The 21,211-nt window shown below is 59.7% G+C and carries 25 protein-coding genes; 16 read left to right on the top strand and 9 right to left on the bottom strand.

Going from position 1 to position 21,211, the window contains the following annotated elements; translation table 11 throughout:
- Positions 1–474: 474 nt before the first annotated feature.
- The 4 genes from AC1ROX_RS19885 (at position 475) to AC1ROX_RS19870 (ending at position 3,658) form a co-directional block, all read left to right on the top strand.
- Entirely contained in the window at positions 475–1,971 is a 1,497-nt protein-coding gene (locus AC1ROX_RS19885; protein ID WP_493128301.1) for a relaxase/mobilization nuclease domain-containing protein, read from the top strand.
- A gap of 533 nt (positions 1,972–2,504) precedes the next feature.
- Positions 2,505–2,855 carry a type II toxin-antitoxin system RelE/ParE family toxin gene (locus tag AC1ROX_RS19880; RefSeq protein ID WP_493128299.1) on the top strand — a complete coding sequence of 117 codons (351 nt, stop codon included), beginning with the start codon at positions 2,505–2,507 and terminating at the stop codon, positions 2,853–2,855.
- 9 nt (positions 2,856–2,864) lie between these two features.
- On the top strand, positions 2,865–3,161 hold the full coding sequence (locus tag AC1ROX_RS19875) for a Fis family transcriptional regulator (protein ID WP_493128297.1): 297 nt from the start codon (positions 2,865–2,867) through the stop codon (positions 3,159–3,161).
- 323 nt (positions 3,162–3,484) lie between these two features.
- The gene (locus AC1ROX_RS19870; protein WP_493128295.1) at positions 3,485–3,658 is read left to right on the top strand and encodes a hypothetical protein; all 174 of its coding nucleotides are present in this window, start codon (positions 3,485–3,487) and stop codon (positions 3,656–3,658) included.
- Between the two features lie 577 nt (positions 3,659–4,235).
- On the opposite strand, the gene AC1ROX_RS19865 is transcribed toward AC1ROX_RS19870, so the two are convergent.
- Complete coding sequence (locus AC1ROX_RS19865) at positions 4,236–4,724, bottom strand: hypothetical protein (protein WP_493128293.1); 489 nt, start codon at positions 4,722–4,724, stop codon at positions 4,236–4,238.
- Positions 4,725–5,237: 513 nt separating this feature from the next.
- Between AC1ROX_RS19865 and AC1ROX_RS19860 the strand changes: the two genes are divergently transcribed.
- Complete coding sequence (locus AC1ROX_RS19860; protein WP_493128291.1) at positions 5,238–6,707, top strand: SEC-C metal-binding domain-containing protein; 1,470 nt, start codon at positions 5,238–5,240, stop codon at positions 6,705–6,707.
- A gap of 23 nt (positions 6,708–6,730) precedes the next feature.
- Here the strand turns inward: AC1ROX_RS19860 and AC1ROX_RS19855 are convergent, their stop codons facing one another.
- Positions 6,731–7,699: a DUF4365 domain-containing protein gene (locus AC1ROX_RS19855; RefSeq protein ID WP_493128289.1), complete on the bottom strand. Its 969-nt coding sequence runs from the start codon at positions 7,697–7,699 to the stop codon at positions 6,731–6,733.
- 333 nt (positions 7,700–8,032) lie between these two features.
- Positions 8,033–9,082 carry a DUF4238 domain-containing protein gene (locus AC1ROX_RS19850; protein ID WP_493128287.1) on the bottom strand — a complete coding sequence of 350 codons (1,050 nt, stop codon included), beginning with the start codon at positions 9,080–9,082 and terminating at the stop codon, positions 8,033–8,035.
- Between the two features lie 391 nt (positions 9,083–9,473).
- Here AC1ROX_RS19850 and AC1ROX_RS19845 point away from each other — a divergent pair, with 391 nt between their 5' ends.
- The 3 genes from AC1ROX_RS19845 to AC1ROX_RS19835 are packed head-to-tail and all read left to right on the top strand — an operon-like array spanning position 9,474 to position 11,718.
- Complete coding sequence (locus AC1ROX_RS19845; protein WP_493128285.1) at positions 9,474–10,370, top strand: ArdC family protein; 897 nt, start codon at positions 9,474–9,476, stop codon at positions 10,368–10,370.
- The gene (locus AC1ROX_RS19840; RefSeq protein WP_493128283.1) at positions 10,370–11,044 is read left to right on the top strand and encodes a hypothetical protein; all 675 of its coding nucleotides are present in this window, start codon (positions 10,370–10,372) and stop codon (positions 11,042–11,044) included. Before AC1ROX_RS19845 ends, AC1ROX_RS19840 begins: the two co-directional genes overlap by 1 nt.
- A 20-nt stretch (positions 11,045–11,064) precedes the next feature.
- Positions 11,065–11,718, top strand: a complete 654-nt coding sequence (locus AC1ROX_RS19835) for a hypothetical protein (RefSeq protein ID WP_493128281.1) — start codon at positions 11,065–11,067, stop codon at positions 11,716–11,718.
- A gap of 377 nt (positions 11,719–12,095) precedes the next feature.
- On the opposite strand, the gene AC1ROX_RS19830 is transcribed toward AC1ROX_RS19835, so the two are convergent.
- From AC1ROX_RS19830 to AC1ROX_RS19820, 3 genes are all read right to left on the bottom strand, one after another.
- Positions 12,096–12,245 (bottom strand): hypothetical protein, encoded by a 150-nt coding sequence (locus AC1ROX_RS19830; RefSeq protein ID WP_493128279.1) that lies wholly within the window; start codon positions 12,243–12,245, stop codon positions 12,096–12,098.
- A gap of 28 nt (positions 12,246–12,273) precedes the next feature.
- A complete protein-coding gene (locus tag AC1ROX_RS19825) occupies positions 12,274–12,687 on the bottom strand; it encodes a translational machinery protein (protein ID WP_493128277.1) in 414 nt (137 codons plus the stop codon).
- Between the two features lie 63 nt (positions 12,688–12,750).
- Positions 12,751–12,960, bottom strand: coding sequence for a hypothetical protein (locus tag AC1ROX_RS19820; RefSeq protein ID WP_493128275.1), 210 nt, complete (start codon positions 12,958–12,960; stop codon positions 12,751–12,753).
- Positions 12,961–13,021: 61 nt separating this feature from the next.
- On the opposite strand from AC1ROX_RS19820, the gene AC1ROX_RS19815 reads away from it, so the two are divergent.
- From AC1ROX_RS19815 to AC1ROX_RS19805, 3 genes are all read left to right on the top strand, one after another.
- Positions 13,022–13,420, top strand: a complete 399-nt coding sequence (locus AC1ROX_RS19815) for a hypothetical protein (RefSeq protein WP_493128273.1) — start codon at positions 13,022–13,024, stop codon at positions 13,418–13,420.
- On the top strand, positions 13,417–13,704 hold the full coding sequence (locus tag AC1ROX_RS19810) for a hypothetical protein (RefSeq protein ID WP_493128271.1): 288 nt from the start codon (positions 13,417–13,419) through the stop codon (positions 13,702–13,704). Before AC1ROX_RS19815 ends, AC1ROX_RS19810 begins: the two co-directional genes overlap by 4 nt.
- A gap of 271 nt (positions 13,705–13,975) precedes the next feature.
- Positions 13,976–14,335 carry a hypothetical protein gene (locus AC1ROX_RS19805; protein ID WP_493128269.1) on the top strand — a complete coding sequence of 120 codons (360 nt, stop codon included), beginning with the start codon at positions 13,976–13,978 and terminating at the stop codon, positions 14,333–14,335.
- Positions 14,336–14,346: 11 nt separating this feature from the next.
- On the opposite strand, the gene AC1ROX_RS19800 is transcribed toward AC1ROX_RS19805, so the two are convergent.
- Together AC1ROX_RS19800 and AC1ROX_RS19795 are read right to left on the bottom strand one after the other, a co-directional pair.
- The gene (locus AC1ROX_RS19800) at positions 14,347–14,646 is read right to left on the bottom strand and encodes a c-type cytochrome (RefSeq protein WP_493128267.1); all 300 of its coding nucleotides are present in this window, start codon (positions 14,644–14,646) and stop codon (positions 14,347–14,349) included.
- A 41-nt stretch (positions 14,647–14,687) separates the two neighbouring features.
- Positions 14,688–15,017: a hypothetical protein gene (locus tag AC1ROX_RS19795; protein ID WP_493128265.1), complete on the bottom strand. Its 330-nt coding sequence runs from the start codon at positions 15,015–15,017 to the stop codon at positions 14,688–14,690.
- Between the two features lie 107 nt (positions 15,018–15,124).
- Here AC1ROX_RS19795 and AC1ROX_RS19790 point away from each other — a divergent pair, with 107 nt between their 5' ends.
- Positions 15,125–15,742, top strand: a complete 618-nt coding sequence (locus AC1ROX_RS19790) for an HdeD family acid-resistance protein (RefSeq protein WP_493128263.1) — start codon at positions 15,125–15,127, stop codon at positions 15,740–15,742.
- Positions 15,743–15,775: 33 nt separating this feature from the next.
- Here the strand turns inward: AC1ROX_RS19790 and AC1ROX_RS19785 are convergent, their stop codons facing one another.
- Positions 15,776–16,519: a tetratricopeptide repeat protein gene (locus AC1ROX_RS19785; protein WP_493128261.1), complete on the bottom strand. Its 744-nt coding sequence runs from the start codon at positions 16,517–16,519 to the stop codon at positions 15,776–15,778.
- A gap of 162 nt (positions 16,520–16,681) precedes the next feature.
- Here AC1ROX_RS19785 and AC1ROX_RS19780 point away from each other — a divergent pair, with 162 nt between their 5' ends.
- Genes AC1ROX_RS19780 through AC1ROX_RS19765 form a run of 4 tightly spaced genes read left to right on the top strand, consistent with a single transcriptional unit; the run spans position 16,682 to position 21,200 of the window.
- Positions 16,682–17,755 carry an NAD(P)-dependent alcohol dehydrogenase gene (locus AC1ROX_RS19780; RefSeq protein WP_493128259.1) on the top strand — a complete coding sequence of 358 codons (1,074 nt, stop codon included), beginning with the start codon at positions 16,682–16,684 and terminating at the stop codon, positions 17,753–17,755.
- Between the two features lie 15 nt (positions 17,756–17,770).
- A complete protein-coding gene (locus tag AC1ROX_RS19775) occupies positions 17,771–19,156 on the top strand; it encodes a GH1 family beta-glucosidase (protein WP_493128257.1) in 1,386 nt (461 codons plus the stop codon).
- Positions 19,153–20,100, top strand: coding sequence for a glucokinase (gene glk / locus AC1ROX_RS19770; protein ID WP_493128255.1), 948 nt, complete (start codon positions 19,153–19,155; stop codon positions 20,098–20,100). Before AC1ROX_RS19775 ends, glk begins: the two co-directional genes overlap by 4 nt.
- Positions 20,100–21,200: an SbmA/BacA-like family transporter gene (locus AC1ROX_RS19765; protein WP_493128253.1), complete on the top strand. Its 1,101-nt coding sequence runs from the start codon at positions 20,100–20,102 to the stop codon at positions 21,198–21,200. Before glk ends, AC1ROX_RS19765 begins: the two co-directional genes overlap by 1 nt.
- Positions 21,201–21,211 lie beyond the last annotated feature (11 nt).

The raw sequence follows: 21,211 nt of genomic DNA, 5'->3' as shown, positions 1-21,211 counted from the left end.
CCCGACGCTGAGTTGACCGCGGGCCATGACGGAGAGGTTCTGGACCGGCCAGGCCGACGTCAGCCGGGCCGAGCCCCTAGGACCGCGCCGGCATGGATGACACTTCAGAGCATGCCCCAAGTTCAGGCCGTCGCTCCGCCGCCTTGAGCCTCAGTCTGGCCGCCCGAATGATGCTTCGGCGCGTTGGCGGACCCACTTTAGAAAATCACAACCGGGCCGAATCAAATCTCGAGCCTGATTGCCCAAGACGCTGAGCGGCAGTTCTGCGCCGGTTTTGAGCATACAGGTCTATGCCGATGAACAGTACCGCATGAGCCTTGTCATGCCGCAGTATGAGAACGTGGAAAAAGCGTGAAAGCCGCTGGAAAGAGCCATGTAAGGACCCCACAACCTGGCGAGCTTCAACTTGAAGTAGAGGTAGCAAGATGTGTAAATTCCCAAGTTCGGGAATTTACCTTGGATGAGGGGCCAACGGTGATACCCAGGGTCGCGCGGTCCGGGCAGTCCTTTCAGGGCGCTGGCCAGTACTACCTGCACGACAAACTGGATGGCCAGCAGCGGCTTTCCACAGACGCTAGTCGTGCGTTCAACGACGTGGGCAACTACGCGCTTCACGACAAAGGCGGACGGCAGACGTCGTACCGGGTCGGCTTCACGACAACGCTCAATCTGCAGGCCGACACGCCTCATGAGGCCATCGGACAGATGGCGGCTAGCTATGAGCGCTTCCAAGAGCGCGAGAAGAACAAACGTGGTCGGAAGCTGACCAAGCCCGTCTATGTTTATTCGCTGTCTTGGGCGCCCGATCAGACTCCCAGTCAAGACGAGATGATGGCGGCCGCCAGGTCTAGCCTTAAGGCCCTGCGCCTCGAGGACCTCCAGACCCTGATCGTCCAGCACACGGACGAGCCGCATCCGCACATCCACGTCATCGTCAATCGGATCGAGCTCGACGGGCAACGTGCCAGGAATGTCGCCTTCGACCAGCTCCGCTTCTCTCGCTGGGCCGAGCAGTACGAGCGAGATCATGGCGGCATCCGCTGTGAACAGCGCGTCAAGAACAACGCGCTCCGCAGCAAGGGCGTGATGGTCAAGGACACGGTTTCCTTGAGTCGGGCGGATTACAACGCGGCCGAGGCTAACGACCAGCTCGGAATGAAGAGTTGGCGCGCAGAACAAGCCACGTTGCAGAAAAAAACCCACCTCTCCGACGAACTCCATTTTAGGCACGAAGGAGAACGCGCGGTCCTAGAGGCCAAGAGCAAGGCTAGGGCCGCCGGCGACCGGGTAGCGGCTAAGGAAAAGTTCAAACCGCAATGGACCGCCCTCTACAGGGAGCAGGGCCAGCAACTCCAGATAATGGCCGCCGCAAACAAGGGCGGCTTGCTGGAGCGTGCCTGCTTTGTGTTTGCGAACCGTGGCTTCCTCGAGAAGGCCGGCAAGCTACGCCTCCGCGATCTCGCTTGGCTGTCTGTCTCTGGCAAGGCGCTCAGACAGCGGGTCGAAAAGGTTCACCGTGGTGAGCGTAAAGCACTAGGCCAGTGGGAGAAGAAGCTCTCTGACGGCGCGGCGGCAATTGTCTGGCGTGAGCACATTCAGGACGCTCAGATCTTGCGATCAAAGCAACGGCTTGAGCGCGATGTCCTCACCTATACGCAAAAGATTGAGAGGGAGAATACCGCAAGAGCGACGGCGGCCGCCGCCGAGCCAGTGCGTCCGTCGCCTAGTGTCACACCCCAGGTTCAAGATGCGCTGGTACCTCAACCGAGACCGGAGCTTGGCGCTGGCTCGTCAATAAGTGTTCCTGAGATCGAGACGCTGATCGGCGAGGGGCCGGATATGAAGCAGGCCTTCGCCAAGGCCGCGAAATCTGATCAAGCTATTGATCCGGTTGCGGATATGGAGAAGCGCATGGCCGCGTTTCGCGCCGCACATCCGAAGCGAGATTTCGGTCGACGGCGTAAGCGCTGACGCGAAATTTGCAATCTTCGAAGTGAGCGTGCTTAGCTTGATTGATCAGGCAGGCATTATTGAGTTCATGCAAATGGGGCATCACACTTAAGAAATCGTGCAAGGGACATCCGCAAGCATGTGGCCCATGGAACGGGCGTTGCCAAGCACGTACCGCCTTCCTTGAGGCTAACGGCAGAGCCGAACCCCAAACCTACGACGATCCAAGAATGAAAGCGGAATTGGATGCCCTAACGGCTTTCAATGACAGTAGATTCAGACAGGGTGCCACAGTTGATCCTGGTGCGGACAAACAACTAGATCCTGTTGCGGATATCGAACGGCGCATGGCCGCGTTTCGTGCCGCGCACCCGAAATGGGATTTTGGCCGTCGAAGAAGACGTTAGAAAGTTACTTGTGACGTGTTGAAACGGCTAGGCCCGCATACACCTGCATCCAGAAGCGGGATGCGCATTGAATCAGCTAGCGTGAGCGATCGAAATTTGCGCTAGATGGACATTATATGGTACATGTATTATATATAGGCCGATCAGATGGCTAAGGGACCGCAAAAGATTCCGGTCCTCTTCTATCGAACACCGGCCGGCAGAGAGGTGGTGCGGGATTGGCTACAAGGCTTGAGCGAGGGAGATCGCCACGCCATCGGCCAGGATCTAATGCGAGTCCAATATCGGTGGCCGGTGGGAATGCCGCTATGCCGCTCGCTAGGGGACGGACTGTGGGAGGTGCGTTCTGATCTCCCGAGTAACCGGATTGCGCGCGTGTTGTTTAGCGTGATCGGAAACAAGATTGTGGCGCTTCATGGCTTCATTAAGAAAACCCAAAAAGCGCCCGATGCGGATCTTGCGTTAGCAAGAAAGCGCAAACGAGAATTTGAGGTTTAAGGAGTGCGCATGAAAAAGAAACAACCACGCTCCACTGCGAAGCTGACAACGCTGGATGAATTCCTTGGTGCGGAGGGTAAACGCGAGGAATTTGAAGCGGTCGCCATCAAGGAAGTGCTGGCATGGCAAATCGCGGAAGCGATGAAGACCAACAAGATTTCCCGCAACAATATGGCTCAGAGGATGAAGACAAGCCGCAGTCAGGTTGGGCGGCTTCTCGATCCGAAAGACGGGAATGTCACGATCGCTACACTTCAGCGCGCGGCGACTATTGTGGGACGCAAGCTGCGGCTTGAGCTCGTCTAGTACGACGGCACAATGACTCTATCGTCCGCAGATGACCTCGCAAATTTCGTTGCTGAGAATTGTCGTCAACCTCTCACATTGGAGGGGCGCTCATCCTTCGTAAGCATGCCTATAGGTGATTGCAGGCCGGGAACTATGCAGGCAGGTCAGGTCTGGACAGCAGGTCCAGCGATCCCGGCAGTTGAACAAGAGGCGGCCGGGTCGGTGCGCTCGTGTTTTGCTGCCGGCGCTCTGAATTCTCGACAAACGGTGTCTGAGCCTGCGAACGCAAGCTCAGGACTGAAGCAGGCTTAGGACAGGCCGCGCAGACGAGGAGGGGGGCGATGACCGTGCTGTTGGAAGAAGTCGTAGTTTTCCTGGATTCGGAACAGGTTATTGGCCGCTTCTCCGTACACAGGCCTCAGCTTGTCACGAAGAGCCTTCGTCATGTTCCTCTGACCCGCCGCAAACTCAGAGAGTTCCGAGGCATCAACACCAGCTACGCGGGCGATGTCTGATACATCAGCGTCACGGAGAAGCAATCTTGCGAAGATACGGCCCGGATGTAGAACAGGCTTAGCTTTACCGGGATTCAAACTATCAAGTTCTTGCATGAACGCCTGTTTTACAGCTGGTTTCTTGGCCCCACGCTTGATGACGTTGGCGTCAACATTGACGAATCTTTGAATACGGAAGGTAAGACCGAGGCCCTCGATTATCCGGGCGTAGCCACTCTTCCCCGTACTGTGCCGCTTTCCTGACCCGGACCGCGACTTTCGCAATGCAGACATGAGAAATCTTACCTGTCAGAGTATCCCCTGTCTAACAATTAAACTGAGTAATTGTTCCTATATCAGCAACCCATCTGACGTGTACGACCCCACCGCAAGGGAGATTGACAACAATGCTCCGCCGCGGGGCCCGCTGACTGGGAAAACCGTACCCATGGAGTGTTTCGTCAATCTGAGTGTTTGTGGCGTCTAACACCTCGTAGAGCATGTCGAAATCGCTCTCACACTGCGGACAGTCATCAAACTCCAACTCAATAAAGCAAATTACAGGCATTCGGCCTCCCCAAGCCCCGAAACTTGATTTTCATTGATCATCCGCAATGCCGAGTTCTTGCTCAAGCTTCTTTCTCGGCAGAACTACAACCCAGAGACCATGTGCGGAAAGGAAAAAACTAAAAATGATTGCCCCAAGGAAGGGGAACATCAGAGCGCAGACGAATAACTGCCAGCCCAGGTGGATCGGATCTGAATAAGCATAAGAGCTGTACACCAGAGTCACGAAGCCAATCAGCCCGAGGATCAAACTAGACGGCCTCAACAAATACATCACGACGCTGTCGTAGCGGCGGTTGATTAATGCGCATAGACCTCGCAGGGATTGAAGACGCTGTGCGTAGGTCAGGCCTTTGTGTCTTAACGCCGATTTATCCGGCGGAATTCCTCGGATGAGAGTGCTCAGGTGATCGCGTTCGTCGATCCAGGAGCGCCCTATGTAAGTCGCCAGAGCGCTGTATGCCGCGTTGAGCGCAACTGAAAGCTGAATGATCGATTGAAACTCACCCCAAGTCGACATGCGTAGCTCCCTGAAGTCCCGCAAGTCTATGCAATCGCTAAGGTGCAGATTACGTCACTAGCGCTACCAAGGGGTATCATTGTCTCCTTGGTGCGTCCAGCTGGGCCAAGCTCTACTCGGCCGCCTGGGGGAGCGGCCTTCCGAAGCCGCCTCTCGGTTGAAGCCGACGGAGGGCCGTCTTCGCCTTGTGGGTAACGATCCCTCGCGCAGATGACTTAAAGACAGCCTGACGGCTGGCATTGATTTCTTGAAGAGGGGCGTGCCGCCCCTTTCGCGTCAAGGCCAAGCCCTGTCGGCCGGAAGGCGGGCGGCCGTGAAGTCCGCTCCGGCCCGCCTGAACTCCCGCCTTCCGGCCTGGACGCTAAAACCCCGCTCATTGCCGCATGCGCAACCTTATCCCACGGAAAATCCAATGGAGGCCGATGTCTACACTCGCATAACCGATACCATTCTTGCCCAATTCGAGCAGGGCATTCGTCCCAATGCCTCGTGTCTCTCCCGATAGGTGAGCGCATGGAGATAAACAAGTCAGTAGGGCAAACCCGGACAGAGCAGTTTCTGGCTCAGCTCTGTGAGCGCACTTTCCTCAATATTTGGGCCTATCCAAATCCATTTAAGGCGGATGGTAAAGAGCTGTGCGACTTGATTGGCGTGTTTGAAAACAGCGTATTCCTGTTTTTCGACAGGGAAAGTTTGAAATTCCAAAACAGTCAGGCCGACTTCGAGCTTACCTGGGAGCGCTGGAAACGCGAGGCCATCACAAAGCAAGTCCAAACCGCATCCGGCGCAAAACGCTACATACTGAGTAACCGGCGTGATTTATTTCTAGATGCCGGCAAGAAGGCACGGTTGCCAATCGAGATTCCCGAAGGCGATCTAAAAATATACAAGATCATCGTGGCACACGGGGCCAAAGAGGCATGCGAAGCGTACTCCGGCCACAACGTTTATGGCAGTCTCGGGATCAGCTACGAGCAGCAACCTACACGACAGTCACTCCCGTTCATCGTCTCTCTGGATCGGACTGATCCGGTCCATGTTCTGGACAGTCATAACTTGGAACTTATTCTCGGCGAGCTCGATACAGTTTATGATTTTCAGCGATATCTAGAAGCCAAAGAGAGCGCAATCAGTCGCTATGACCATCTCAGCTACTGCGGCGAAGAAGATCTGCTGGCACATTATTTTCAGAATTTCCATCCGGTTACACAATCATATTTGATCGGAACACGGGAGCCCGGCGTTAACGGTGTGATGATCGGGGAAGGTGAGTGGCGCGATTTCATAGGCGGCGCGGCTTACAAGCGGCGCAAAGCGGAAAACCAAATTTCTTACGGATGGGACAACCTCCTTCAGCTGACAGGACGCAACGCACTGCGTGGCATATTGCTCGGCAATTCGGAAGTCTTTCGTGGCAAAAGTCCCGTACATGAAATGGCAAGGGAACCCAGATTCTCCAGGCGGGCCCTCTCTGGGAGAATGGCCCAGTCGATAGCCAATTTTCCCGACGCTGTGACAGGGGACATGCGCTACGTCTCCTATTTGCCATCCTTCTTCCCGGACCAAGCATACGTGTTCTTGCAGTTGTATAAGCGGGACAAAGGCGACTACGACACCCAGTATCGACCGTTCCGAACCGGAATGCTCGAGATCGCATGCGGTGCCGCCGCGTTGAAGTTTCCGCATCTAAAGAAGGTCATCGGCATCGCGATCGATGCGCCGAAGCACCATCCAGTAAATTCAGAAGATTTCATACTGATGGAGTGCGAGCATTGGACCGACGATGATCGCAATCGCTACGCAGAAGCAAATCGGGAACTCCGATTCTTCGCTACTGACAAACTTAAGCAGCATCGGCAACGCGTGGCGGAGTTTCCAAGCGCGCAGGCGAAGAGAAGCGGCCCGAAGTTAGGGCGCAATCAGCTGTGTCCTTGTGGCTCGGGGAAAAAATACAAGCGGTGTCACGGGTCGCCTGATGCGTAAAGAGCCCTGCGCCCTGCGTGATACTAGCGATCCTCTGAGGAATCGTCGGTGGGCATTGCCGCTTCATTCGCCCAGTCTTCCTCGAGGGCTTTGCGGTAAGCGTACTGTTCCATTTTTTCCTCGTCCCAGACGACGCCCGTCGGCTCACCCCATTCGACAGGGTCGCTAGGCGCTGGCCCATTAACGAAGTATGTCTCGAGTTTCAGAAATGCGAGACCTAACTCGTTAAGCTTGACCTCGAAAACATGGGTCAGAATTTCACCACTGCTGTCATCGTCGGGCACATCTGCGTACTCAAAAGCTAGCCAGGGAAAAAGGCGGTCAAAGACTTCAGATGGATTGCTCCCAGCTACCATGTAATCAGACTCGTGGATTGGATCGGCATCGTACTCGTCGATTGAAATCCGTGTTTCACGGAAGTTCAACGATTTATTCTGCCATTCATCAATGCTGACATAGGCGCCGCCTGAAGCATGGACCTTGCGAATGACATCCGCATCCAGAGCCATGCGGTGACGACGGAAACTCTCTGGGTCCGAACGCGGTAAGCGCCGCAAGATTGCTTCCTCGGAATTTTTAGTCAGGGTTTGCCATTTCGATATCTTGATAGACCATTTGCCGTTTTCTTGTTCGGTCACAAGATGACGCTCGACGCGCTCCCAAAGTGTCATGCCATCATCTGGATTATGAAGAACGAGCAGTATTGGAAGGCTGTGACGGTCCCAATATTGTAGATGCCGTTGCTCTCCCAGGAAAATGTAGGCGTCATCCTTCTTCTTGCGAAAGTAGGAAGCGCCAGATTTAATTTGTAACCCAACAAGCTGACCCGTCGGACCGCTATCCGTAGCGATTTCCACTTGGGCGTCGACGCCGAAATCACTTTCGAATTGCCGTCGGCAAATCCACTGCATCTGAAGGAAAATGCTTTCAACCGCATTCACACCGGTTTGCGCGATGTTGTCAGTGGTTGTTATGGTTCGCTTGGTGCCCATTCCCTTCAGCTTATTCCCACAATGGGAATTCAGCTAGCGCATCAAGCTTGACATAACTTGCCTCTGCCGCGGCGAATGAACTGCCGGCAACAGCCGCAGGAAAACTGAAGCGCTCCCACAGAGCGCGAGAATGGCGCCTAGCCAAAGTTAGCGAAGCAGGTGACGGTCCTGAGGCCGTTCTCGCGAGGGCGGCATTATCGGCCTCGGAGTAAGCTGAGCGACAGGTGGGGACTCGAGGAGCGCCAAATTCGGTGGTCTGAGAATGCTTTGCCATTGCCGTTCTCTGCTAGGGTACTATCTCAACACAATCGCAAATGAATATTGGGCATAGCATTACTCAACAATCTTAGCCGTCGCTAAGGCTCCTTGGATTTCCTTGTCAGCCCAACGACGTGTCACAGTGCCGATCTCGGAGACCAGGGTAGAGAAAGACTCAGCGCGATCGCGAGCGACGAAGAAGCGCCAACTGCACTGGACCATTGCCCGGTTGATCCCTGTCACCTCGTGGGTGCGCTCATCGCTGGCACCCACCAAATACCGACGGCTGGATACAGGCATGAGGACTTGCGACAGCTCTGTGTTCGGGGAATAGACAAAAGCACGACAGACGCCGGAGCTTGGCCAATCAATTGCAATACAATCTGGCAGAACCAGATCGAAATCAGTATCGTGGATGCGCCAGGTTAGCGCGCGTAATGCGGCTCGGCGGGCATCCGGAACCAACCCTTTCGCAAGAGTTCGCCCATGGCTGTCTCTCGCCAGGTCCGGCATCATCTCGCGCGCGGCAGTAGCAAGAGTATCAAGTTGTGGGATCGCTACAGGCGAGGCCGGATCAAACTGCAACTTCGCGAATGCGAATGCGATCTCAATGTAGCGCTCCCGAGACATCCCCATGCGCGCGATTCCTGTTTCGTCGTAACCCTTGTTGAGTTGCTCGAGCAGGAAGGCCGACGGTTTGCTTTGGTTCAATCCCATCAGCTCCCATCGCTTCGCAGGGTCCGAAAATAGATCCAGAGCGCCGTTCACCATTTGCCCGGTGATATGACCAAAGGACTCGCGCACCTGCGCATTGCGAATACAAAGATGCGCGATCAATTCAGAAGGCGCCTCTGGATCGATCGCCGATCCGTTTGTTGCGGAATCAATCTCCGCAAAAAGCGCGGTCAATCGTTGTTCGTAATCCGTGATCTCGTCATCGAGCGTGCGTTCGCCGTTCTTGGCAAGCGGCGAATAAAAGTAGCGCTCTGCCGCAGCGCCCGATGTTGAAGTTACGAAGCACTTGCTTTGCTCATAGACGGCTACACGTGTCGCCTTGCCGTTCTTTTTGTGTCCGAAACGGCGAAGCAAAATCTGCGGGATAAAGTGCTGATTGGTTCCAGCCATGATGGCATTTTAGCGCATATCTTGGTGGATTGTCTGGACTGGACGCGTCCAGCTGTGCTGGCCGGGCTCTACTCGGCCGCCTGGGCGAGCGGCCTCCCGAAGCCGCCCCTCGGCTGAAGCCGAGGGAGGGGCGTCTTCGCCCTGCGGGTAACGATCCCTCGCGCAGATGAAGCAATGACAGCCTAGCGGCTGAGTCTGATTTCTTGAGGAGGGGCGTGCCGCCCCTTTCGCGTCAAGGCCAAGCCCTGTCGGGCGGAAAGCGGGGGCCGTGTAGTCGCGTTCCGCTCCGGCCCGCCCCAAACCCCCGCCTTCCGGCCTGGACGCTAAAACCCCGCTCATTGCCGCGTGGCTAGTCGGTTGCATGCGCAACCTGTACCCCACGGAAAATCCAATGAAGGCCGATGTCTACACTCGCATAACCGATACCATTCTTGCCCAATTCGAGAAGGGCGTTCGTCCTTGGCATAAGCCTTGGAATGCCGAGCATGCCGCCGGGCGTATCACCCGTCCATTACGCGCCAATGGTGTGCCCTATCGAGGCATCAATATTCTCTCGCTGTGGATGGAGGCGGAAGCCAAGCGCTACGCCGCACCCATCTGGATCACGTACAAGCAGGCCGCCGAACAAAGCGCATTCGTGCGCAAGGGCGAGAAGGGCACGCTTGTCGTATTCGCTTCCAAGACCACCCGCACCGAAATCGACAGCGTTACAGGCAACGATACCGAGCGCGATGTTCCGTTTCTTAAGGGCTATACCGTCTTCAATGTGGAGCAGGTAGAAGGCCTGCCCGCACATTACTACGCAACGGCCACGCCGACACTTGATCCGGTCCAGCGCATTGCTTCAGCGGATGCGTTCTTTGCCGCAACATCAGCAGTCATCCGACACGGCGGAAACCGTGCCTGCTACAACGCATCGCAAGACGTCGTGCAGATGCCACCGTTCGAGGCATTCGCCAATCCTGAGAGGTACTACGCGACCCTTGCGCACGAGGTCACACACTGGACTAAACATGAATCTCGTCTCAACCGCGAATTCGGGCGCAAGCGTTGGGGCGATGAAGGCTACGCCATGGAGGAACTGGTTGCCGAGCTAGGCGCCGCTTTCTTGTCTTCGGATCTGTGTCTCTCCGAAGAGCCGCGGGGTGATCATGCCGACTACATCGGTTCATGGATCAAGGTTCTAAAGAACGATAAGCGGGCGATCTTCACGGCATCGGCATATGCACAGCGTGCCGCCGACTTCCTGAATGCTCTTCAACATCAGAACCAAGCGGAGGCCGCGTGATGGCCCGCCGCATCGCCACATCAGCAAAGGCTGAATCAGGTCAGCTTGGATTTGATGCTCTGCTGGCACAGGCAGATAGCAACAACCGTATGCGCGCCGAGCGTGCGGCCTATGCCCATCTGCCCGGTACGATGGAGGAAGCCATACCCTTCCTGAGGCGTCTGCTGGAACGCCACCACGCCGCCATGCTGGCAGGCGATGCCGAGACAGTCGGCAGGCTCCGTAAGGAAGCCGGAAACCTTGCCTACAAGCTCAACAACTATGAGCCGGGCATACTTGCCGATGAGAATGCGCCCGGCTGTGTTCTTGCAAGGCTCACACGCGCAGAAGAAGGCGCACCGCTTCCTTGGGGACAGGCTGGGTCGTTCGAAGTCCTCTACAAAAGGATGCGGGTGCGCATCGAGACGGACGGCCTGTTCGGGATTGGTGCCACGCATATGGCGTGGATTGGCTTCTCAGCGCATGCAGTCGAGCCCAAGAAGCCCTTTTTGAGCGACACGGGCTATCGAAGCTTCCTCGGCATCGGTGGGGCCTTGTGTCCCGGCTACACACCGGAGACGTTCGCCGCGGACATTGTATCCGCTTACGTAGAAGGCGATCTGAGGGGACGGCTTAAGAAGATCGTGCCCATCACCCCAAAATATACCGCCCCGCCGTCAAGTGATACGATGTAGGGACGGAGAGCAGGCAAGACATGTCACCACAAGATGAAAGCGAAGATCAGCGCGGCTTCCCGCGTTTGCGGGCGATCTTCGAAGGTGATGGCATCGATATCCGGCGTCAGCTTCTACTCGCGGGACTGTTGCTCACGATATTCGAGCGCTTCAAGGGATATGCCATTGCGCAAGTCGATAGCTTCTATGCACAACGATTTGAGGTCAGGGATGGCGACTTGACTTTCGTCCGAGGCGAAAAGTTCAAGGCTCTGATCAAGGAGAAGGGACGGGGCAAGCCCGGCCAACACGCAAACAAGGACTTCCGGGCGGCGCTTCACTGGTTCTACGAAGCGAGCGCCATTACGCAGGAAGAACTTGAAGAAGTAGAACGTCTCTACGCACGGCGGAATGAAATCGGCCATGAGCTCTTTGCGATCATGGCAGACGATACCAAACAGCCGCTCAGAGTAGCTGACGCCGCCATGGCGCTTGGTCTCTACATCAAAATCGTGCGGTGGTGGTTCCGCGAAGTAGAGGCGGCGATAGACCCAGACATGACCGAGGAGAAATTTGACAGCATTTCTTGGGACGAGGTGGAGTCCACCGATACGGCGCTTCTTCGCCTGATCCTCCAAAAAGCCCTCGCCGGTGATCCGGAGTGGGAGGCCTCTACAAACAGCTGTCGCAAATAAACCTGAGGGCCCATGAGGTGGTCGAAAATCACTGGTAAACAGGTCGAATTCGGGTAGAATTTACACAGTTTCTTACACAGTCACACAAGTGGGCCGGAAATGTGTAGGAAATCAAAGGGTTAAGGTAACCCTAAGTTAACTCAAAATCAGGTTCCTCACGGAGTGTTGGTTCGAGCCCGACCGGGGGTACCATCTTGCTAAAATCCAAGCAGATCAGTGCTTTGGAGCGGTTCGGCGTTGGAAATCTGAATTCCATATTCATTGTATGGAGTCTAACGTCATCGCCCAAAGAGTCTAACGCGGCCGAAGCTGGTTCGCCGGCTCAATTGGCGCTCCTGATGCCGTCGCGGTTCACGCCGGAAAGCCGGATCGGCCGCTCAACGAAGCGGGGGCCGCTTCGCCACCACGAGGGCGGTTTCCTCCTGTTTCGACCGCAGGAATTGCGCGGTCGCCGAGGCCGTGGAGACGGCCAGCAACAGGAAGGATCCACAGGCGAGCAACAGCAGATGAAGCGGAAAATCCGTCATGACACTCTCCTTTTTTGTCCGCTGGCGATCAGTGCGGAAAGGTGCCGACCGGTGCGTTCGGTCGCATGCGATCGATGGCCTTGAAGGACCTGCGAGCGTGGTCGACCAGCTCTCCATCTGTCGGATGATCCATCGCCTCGACACCGACGAGAGTCGCCTTGACGTACGGCAGGTATTTGTCGAGGTGCCGGACGAGTTCCAGCTTGGCCTGCGCAGGCCCCACCAGCAGCCACTCCTTGGTGCCGCGCAAGGCGTCGACGATATGGTCGAGGAAGCTCAGGTCCAGAGCCGCGTGACCCGCGCCGATCACGCCCGCCTTGTGATGCACCTTACGGTACGGGCTGTGGGCCTTGATGTTCTCGCATTCCACATCTACGGCGTTGAAGCGGAAGACGTGGGCCTCCTTGCTGTCCATCCAGACGATGGCGTGACTGTGGATCATGGTTTCTCCCGATGGCAGATGTGAATTCGTGCACCGGCCTGCGGGACGAGGCCTTGATCCAGGTCAATCGCTCGATGACGGCGAGCCGCAGGGGGCCGTGGCGACGGTTCTCAGCTCGCTCACCCCTTTCCCGGTTAGCGGATCGACGATGTGCAGCCCGCTGCAGGCGAGACAATGCTGGCCGACAAAGGCGGGCAGCGGACTGCCGTTCTCCTCATAGTGGCCTTGAACATTGTAGCCCGTGGTCGGGCAGCGAAAGATGAAGGTGCGCACACCATCGATTCGCCTTTTCTGTCAGGCCGCGCCTTGATTCAGCGCAAACCGGACGACCTCCTTGACGCAGGTCAATGTCGGACGTGGCCTGGTCGGCGATCTTTCCCCGGAAGGGGGGTCCACCATGACCACTTGCGATACCAAGGACAGGTTTGGCTACCTCGGCACCGAGGCCGCGGCCCTGCGCGAACATCTCGACCGGGCTTCCGAGGCGATCGGGCGAGCTGCAAAGAACGAGGGAACCGAGGCGGCCGCGGCAGCCGCGGAGGCCGCCCGGGAAGTGCTGGCCCGCGCGGCAATGCTGGCTGACGAATGGGCCGAGAGGGCCAAAGGAGCGGCAAACGTCGGGGCGGCCGGGCAGGAGGCGCTTGCCGACATCGTTCGGCGAAAGCCACTTGCATCCGTGGGTCTCGCCGCCGCCGCAGGCTTCATGCTGGCTCTTCTGGTGCGGCGCAAATGAGCGGCGCATCCGAAGCGGGATCGTTGCTCCCGGCACTTGCCAGGTCCCTCCTGGCCCTCGGCGGCGGCGTCCTCGTCACGTCCGTCCAGCGCGCTGCGGGCGCCTTCGCCGCCTGTCTCTTCGTCATCATACTGCTGGCCGTCAGCCTGGCCTTCCTGACCCTGTCGGGGTATCGCGCCATCCTCGAATCGGTTGGCCCGGTCTACGCTCCCCTGATCGTCGGGTGCCTCTACCTCGTCGCGGGACTCGTTGCGGCCCTCGTCGTGCTGATGCGTCGTCGCTGAGTTCGATGCTCAAGATCCGGAAGCTGGGAATCGACACCTGCCGGGAGACCGTCGCCTATCTCGCCCGGCACTGCCGGTACTATCGCGCCCAGGAGTTCGTGGCCCTGGCCCGGATAGAGGTATGGGGCAGCGGGTGCCGGGAGCTGCGTCGGATACTGGGCGCCGATCCCTGACCGCGCGGAACCTGGCGAGCCGGTGTCCGTGTTGATGCAGATCAACGGTTCGCCGCGCGTCCACGCATACAGTGCGTCGACATGCTCAGGAGGGCGAGATGTACGACATGCATGCGGACAAGAGCCTGGTCTTGGATCCCGTATTGGCAAGCGGACTATGGAATTCGGCGATGTCGGCCTATGTCGATTGCCTCCAGGCATGGGCTGCTGCCGGAGCTGCCTGGCAAGGCGAGGTGTCGAGATTTGCCAGGCAACGGCTGCGGCAGAATTATTCGACGTGGCACGAGCTGTTGTCCTCGCGCGACCTCGCGGGGGTCCTGCAGGCGCAGCAGGCTTGGAACGCACGGGCGACGAAGGATTACACGGAGGAGGCGACCCAACTGGCTCGGCTCGCCGCCAGCGTCACGCTGACGGGCGCGACGCCCGAGGCCCAGGAGGCGACCCGGCTCCTTGAGTGAGCGCCGAAGGCTCAGCGAAGACTGAGGATATAGGCGACCAGGGCTTGGCGCTCCTGGTTGCTGAGGGAGAAATCGGGCATGTGCGTGTGCCCGGTCGACAGATAGAGGCTGAGGTGCTCGGCGGTCGTTGTCGGCTTGGCGGCGATTGCAGGAAAACTCGGCACGCCGTTGGCACTGGCGCCCTTGGGAGCACGCTCGACGATGTGGCAGCCCATGCACCAGTGTTCGGCCAGAGTCGCTCCGAAACCGGGTCCTTGCGCCATCGCGGGAAGCGGCAGAAGGACCAGGACCAGCGCAATCATTCTGTTCATCGACGCCTCCGTGACCCAAGGGGTATGACGATTCGGCCGGATCAGGAACGACGCATTGCCTGAAAAAGCGCGATGCCGATGACCAGCAGCAACAGCGACGGGACCAATCCCATCAGGGCGAGTTCGAGGGGATCCCTCGACGTGTCGCGCAGGAAGGCAAGCCATGTTTGCTCTGTCTGGCATTCCACGCGACCGTCCAGCTCGCGAACGCATGACATGCGAACGAAAAGCATCCAGCCGATCCACGACATGGCGCTCCCGACCACCCACAGGATGATCAATGCACGTCCAGAGCCCATCCCACCCTTTCCTCGTCCTGATAAAATGGTGAAATTGACATCGCTCGGAGTCAGGCCGAGTGCGTTCTCCATTGTAGTTCACTGGAAACTGCGTCGCTCCGCCTTGTTCCAGATCAAATGCTCACCGATCAACTTGTGATGATATCGCTCTGCCTGGAAACGCCCTTGGAAGTTGCCCCATGAGCAAGTCGTCGAAGCCGGTTGTCGCTGAGGCCGGTCGGCTGGGCGAGCCAGATGAAGCGGCTCTCGGGAAGGGGGCGTCGGCGCTTGTCGCGGAGTCCAATCATCGCCGGCTGCTGTTGCTGCGGGGAACGGCCGCGCTGCTCCTTGCATTTGCCGTCTTCTTCTGGCCCAAGCTCAGCTTGACCGGGCTGGCGATGCTATGGGGTACATACTCCCTTATTGACGGCGTTCTCGCCTTGGCTGCGGCGATTGCCGGAAGGAGCGGTACGCTGCGACTCTGGCTGGGTTTGATCGGCCTCGCGGGCTTGGCCTGTGCCGGTGGCACCCTGTTCGCGCTCGACGAGGTCTCCCGGCACCTGGTCGGACTCATTTCCGTGTGGGCGATCCTGACCGGTGCGATGCAGGTGTGGATAGGGCTCGAACTGCGCAAGGCCGTGGACGGTCACTGGATACTGGTATTCGACGGTTTGGGCGCGCTTCTCTTCGGTCTTTCATTGGCCCTCTGGCCCAACCTCCAGGCAGAAGCCTTGCCATGGTTGATCGGATGGTTTGCGGCAGCACTTGGAACCCTGCTCGTGAGCGTGAGCTATTGGCTCGGCCGGTCAGCGCCGTAATCTGGGAAGCTGCAGCGCCTGGCTCGCGCCGCACTATCGGAGATCTTGGAGCGTGATCCCGAGCTTGGCCATGTATTCGGCAATGTCCGGCTTGATCGACGTCGCCGATGCGACGTCGCCGTCGCCGCCTCGCACATCTCCCTTCCTGTGCCTGGCCACGCCGCGACCGAACAGCGCGTAGGGATTGTCGGGCTGGCTGCGGATCGCGGCCGTGTAGTCTGCAATGGCATCATCATACCGCTTCAACTTCAGATACGTGAGTGCGCGGGAGGAATAGGCGCCGGGATGTTTCTGCTTGATGCGCAGAGCTTCGTTGCAGTCGGACAGGGCTTGCTCGAGATCATCGAGGATGGCCTCGGCAAAGCATCGATTGCCCAGGCTCGCCGCACTTGCAGGATTGATCTTGACCGCCTGATTGAAGTCTCGGAGCGCCAGTTCGTAACGCTCCAGCGCAACATAGGTGGTGCCCCGGCTGTTGAAGGCCTCTGCATCCAGCGGGTTGATGGTGACCGCCTGCTCATAGTCCTCCAACGCACGCTCGTACTGCCCCTTGTCATCGTAGGCATTGCCGCGATTCTTGTAGGCTGTCGCCAGGTCGTTTCGATCGACAAGCCCTCGCGAGATGACTGCCGTGCAGCTGATGATCACCTGGTCGGCGGCGGCATCCTCGTAGCACTTTCGGTAGAAAGCTTCGTAGCCCTGCGCGCGAGGTGCCTGAATGGCGGCCGTTGTGATCACGCCCGTCAGGATCGCCAGCAGGGGCCATGTTTTGACCATGTCGGAAGCTACCAGTATTCGCCAATGGCGGTGTGATTCAGATCAAAGTGCGGATTGAGGAGCGCGCAAAAGAGGCCGCTCATCGCATTTGGCGCTTGAGGCAGATCAATTCCCTGCAGATCCATTGCGCTTACCGTGCCCGCGAACAACGGAGGACACGCGATGCCCAAGATGATGGCGGCAGTCTTCGCCGAACCGGGCCGAATCGTCCTGGAGTCGCGACCGGTGCCCGACGTGGGCCCGCTGGACGCCTTGGTCCGGGTCAGCACGACGACGATCTGCGGGACCGACGTACACATCCTTCGCGGAGAATATCCGGTCCGCAAGGGATTGATCGTCGGCCATGAGCCAGTCGGCATCATCGAGAAGCTGGGATCGGAGGTCACGGGATACAATGAGGGCCAGCGTGTGATTGTCGGCGCCATCACGCCGAGCGGCCACAGTTACGCCTGTCTCTGCGGCGCGCATTCGCAGGACGGTCCGGCGACGCGACACGGTTTCAAGCCGGCGGGAGGCTGGCGTTTCGGCAACACGATCGACGGCTGTCAGGCCGAGTTCGTGCTGGTGCCGGACGCGATGGCAAATCTCGCGCCGGTGCCGGCAAATCTCACCGACGAGCAGGTGCTGATGTGTCCCGACATCATGTCGACAGGTTTTGCCGGTGCCGAGAGTGGCGGCGTCCGGATTGGCGACATCGTGGCGGTGTTTGCGCTGGGCCCCATCGGCCTCTGCGCGGCGCTCGGCGCGCGGCTGATGGGCGCGACCACGGTGATCGGCGTCGACACCGTGCCGGAGCGGCTGGCCGTCGCGCGCAAGCTCGGGATCGACCATGTCGTCGATTTCAGGAAGGGCGATCCCGTGACGGCGATCCGCGAGCTCACGTCAGGCCGCGGGGTCGACGTCGCCATCGAGGCGCTGGGGACACAGCAGACCTTCGAGAATGCGCTTCGCGTGTTGCGGCCGGGCGGCACGCTCTCGAGTCTCGGTGTCTACTCGTCCGACCTGCGCATTCCACTCGACGCGTTCACGGCGGGCCTGGGCGACAACAAGATCATTACCTCGCTCTGCCCGGGCGGCAAGGAGCGGATGCGGCGGCTGATGAGCGTCATCGGTTCGGGGCGCGTCGACCTCGGCTCGCTGGTGACGCATCGCTTCAAGCTCGCCGATCTGGAGAAGGCCTATGACCTTTTCGCCCACCAGCGGGACGGCGTCCTCAAGGTCGCCCTCACACCTTGATACGAGGCCGTCACGATGGTCAGCCCTCCTTCCGGTTTCGACGGCCAGCCCGCTCCTTCGCCGCCAGCCCGCCGTGCATTGTGGCCTGACTTCCTCTGGGGCGCCTCGACCTCGTCCTATCAGATAGAGGGCGGGGCGCTGGAGGATGGTCGCGGCGAAAGTATCTGGGATGGTTTTTGTCGCCAACCCGGGCGGATCGTCAACGGCGATACCGGGGCCGTCTCGTGCGATCACTATCATCGGTACGATGAGGACATCGCCCTGCTTCGCGACATCGGCGTGGGCGCCTATCGGTTCTCGGTCGCCTGGCCGCGCGTGCTGCCGGACGGACGGGGAAGGGTAAACGAGCGGGGACTCGCGTTCTACGATCGGCTGGTCGATGGGCTGCTCGCTTCGGGTATCGAGCCCTGGGTCTGCCTGTACCACTGGGATCTGCCGCAAGCGCTCCAGGATCGGGGCGGCTGGGCCAATCGCGATAGCGCGAGCTGGTTCGCCGACTATACGCGTCTCGTGGCGAGCCGCCTGGGCGACCGCGTGAAGCGGTTTGCGACCTTCAACGAGCCGGGTGTCTTCACGCTGTTCGGATATGCATTCGGCTGGCATCCGCCCGCGGTCGACGATGCGGCGCAGCACCATGCCGCGATCCATCACGTGAACCTTGCACACGGCGCGGCGATCGACGTGCTTCGCGCATACCTTCCCGCCGCGTCTCTCGGAACCATCTGCAATCTGCAGCCGGCACGAGCGGTAAATCCGACACCTGAAGACCGTGCAGCGGCAGCTGCACTGGGCGACTACTGGAACCGGGCCTTCGCGGACCCGCAGGTTCTTGGCGTCTATCCCCGCTCCCTCGTGGACCGGGTCGCGCCGTTCCTCCGGGAAGGCGACATGGACCGGATCCGGCGCCCCATCGACTGGCTCGGCATCAACCACTATTCGCCGATCTACGCCCGGGCCGATGCCCTGTCGCGATTGGGCTTCGCCTGGAGCGATGCGCCACGCGATGTCCCGCGGTCGCCGATCGGATGGCAGATCGATCCTGCGGCCTTCAGGGACACATTGCTCGATGCCTGCGACAGGTATCGGTTGCCGATCTACGTGACGGAGAACGGCGCCGGGGCGGAGGAGACGGGCGATGCGACGGGCGCGGTGAACGACGTCGAGCGCATCGACTATCTCTCGCGCTACATCAATGCGCTGGAAGAGGCCGTCGTGCTGGGCGCCGACGTGCGGGGTTATTTCGTGTGGTCGCTGCTCGACAATTTCGAGTGGGGCGCGGGCTACGCCAATCGCTTCGGCCTGGTTCGCGTGGACTATCCGACGCAGCGGCGCATCCCCAAGGCGTCCGCCCGCTGGTACAAGGCAACGATCGCAGCCCAGGCGCTCGGCGGCGTGGCATGAGCTGCCAGCTCCTCGCCGATATCGGCGGTACGCGCACGCGCTTTGCGTTGCTGACAGACGGTCGGCTCGGCCCGATCGAGTCCATGGCGACCGGTGCCTATGCCAGCCTGCATGACGCCGCACGTCATTTCCTCAACAGCCAGGATGAGGAGGTCGTCGTGGAGCGCGCGGTGATCGCCGCGGCCGGCCCCGTCTCGGGTGGTCGCTGCAAACTCACCAACGCCCCCTGGGCGCTCGATACCGAGAGCCTCAGGCAGGCGCTGCATCTTCGGTCGGTCAATCTCGTGAACGACCTGGAAGCACTGGCCTGGGCGGTCCCGCATCTCGGCGACAAGGATCTGAAGTCTGTGGGTGGAGGGAGCGTTACCTTGGGCGAACCGGTCGTTGTGATCGCGCCGGGAACCGGGCTCGGCGTCTCCTGCTATCTCCCCGGTGCGGATGCACAGGTCGTGGCCAGCGAAGGAGGCCACACGACGCTGGCAGCGAGCGACGCTCGTGACACCGCGATTCTCGAGATCCTGCGCCGGCGCTTTGGCCATGTCTCGGCCGAACTCGTCCTTTCGGGCGCCGGGCTGGTCAACCTGCATGCGGCGCTGGCGCTGCAGGACGGCCATGAGCCGGGATCGTCGACGGCGGAAGGAATCGTCAGGGGCGCGGTGAAGGACGGCGAGCCCCGCTGCGGGGCCGCGCTCGACCTGTTTTGTGCCTTCCTGGGATCGTTCGCAGGCGACATGGCGCTCGTCTTCGCCGCCCGCGGAGGTGTGCTGATTGGAGGAGGTATCGCACCTCACATCCTGCCGGCCCTGCGGGGTGCGTCGTTCCGCAGACGCTTTGCCGGGAAGGGCCGGTTTGCCGCCTATGTCGAGCAAATCCCCACCGCTGTCATCGTTCGCCCGGAACCGACGTTCGTCGGCTTGGTGGCGCTGGCTGCCGGGCGACCCTGATGAGGACCGACGATGGCGCGTCGGCGGTGGGCGCCAAGCCACTCAGACGCTTCTGGCGCAGCGCGCTGGGCTTCGGCGGCGGCAAGGGGGCGTGGGTGCCGTGGACCCTGATCGGACTGCTGATCCTTTGCGTCGTGGCGCAGCTCCTGGTCCAGTACAGGTTGAATGTCTGGAATCGCGACTTCTTCGATGCGCTGGAGAAGCGCCATGGCGTCGGGATCCGTCACCAGACCTATCTGCTGCCCGGCCTCGCCGCCTGTAGCATTTCCCTTGCCGCCTTCGCCGTGTGGGCGCGCATGACCTTCCAGCGGCGTTGGCGCGGCTGGCTCACCACGCACCTGCTCGGGCTGTGGCTGGAGAACGGGAACTACCGCCGCCTCGATGCAGGAACTGATGAACCCCAGCTCGCGGAATATCGGATCGCCGAGGACGCGCGCATCGCCACCGACGCGCCGATAGATCTCGTCACCGGCCTGTTTTCCTCCGTGCTCACGGCAGCGACGTTCGTCGTGGTCCTGTGGACGGTAGGTGGTGCGATCGCCGTCGGTCCTTCACGCCTTGGTCTGGAATTGCCGGGTTATCTGGTATTTGCCAGCATCGCCTACGCCATGTTCACGACAGGCGCGATGGTGTTTGTCGGGCGCCGGATGGCGCATGTCATCGAACGGAAGAACCAGGCCGAATCGGAGCTGAAGTTCGCGGTTGCCCGCCTTCGGACGGTCCCGGTCGGTACGGCGGGCGCCGGTGCGCAGGCGGCTCCCGTGGGCTTTGCGCTCGATGAGGTGATGCGGAACTGGCGCCTGCTCTGTGGCCAGCACGTCCGTACCACCCTGGTGTCGTCCGGCAACACGCTGCTGGCGCCCATCATCGGCCTGATCCTGTCCGTGCCGAAATACATCGACGGCTCGTTGTCGCTCGGCGAGGTGACCCAGGCCGCCGCGGCCTTCGCCGCCGTCCAGCTCGCGTTCAATTGGCTGGTCGACAATTACCCGCGTCTTGCGGAGTGGGTTTCGTCGGCCGGCCGGGTGGGCATACTGCTGCTCGCGGTCGACCAGCTCGGCGAGCCGCGCCGGGCCCCGGAAGGCGCATCCGGGAGATGATCGTTGAATCG

This window comes from Reyranella sp. GW821-FHT14A01, from assembly GCF_058803965.1.
Note: the sequence above shows the minus strand (reverse complement) of the source record. Positions and strands in the feature narration are given on the sequence as shown.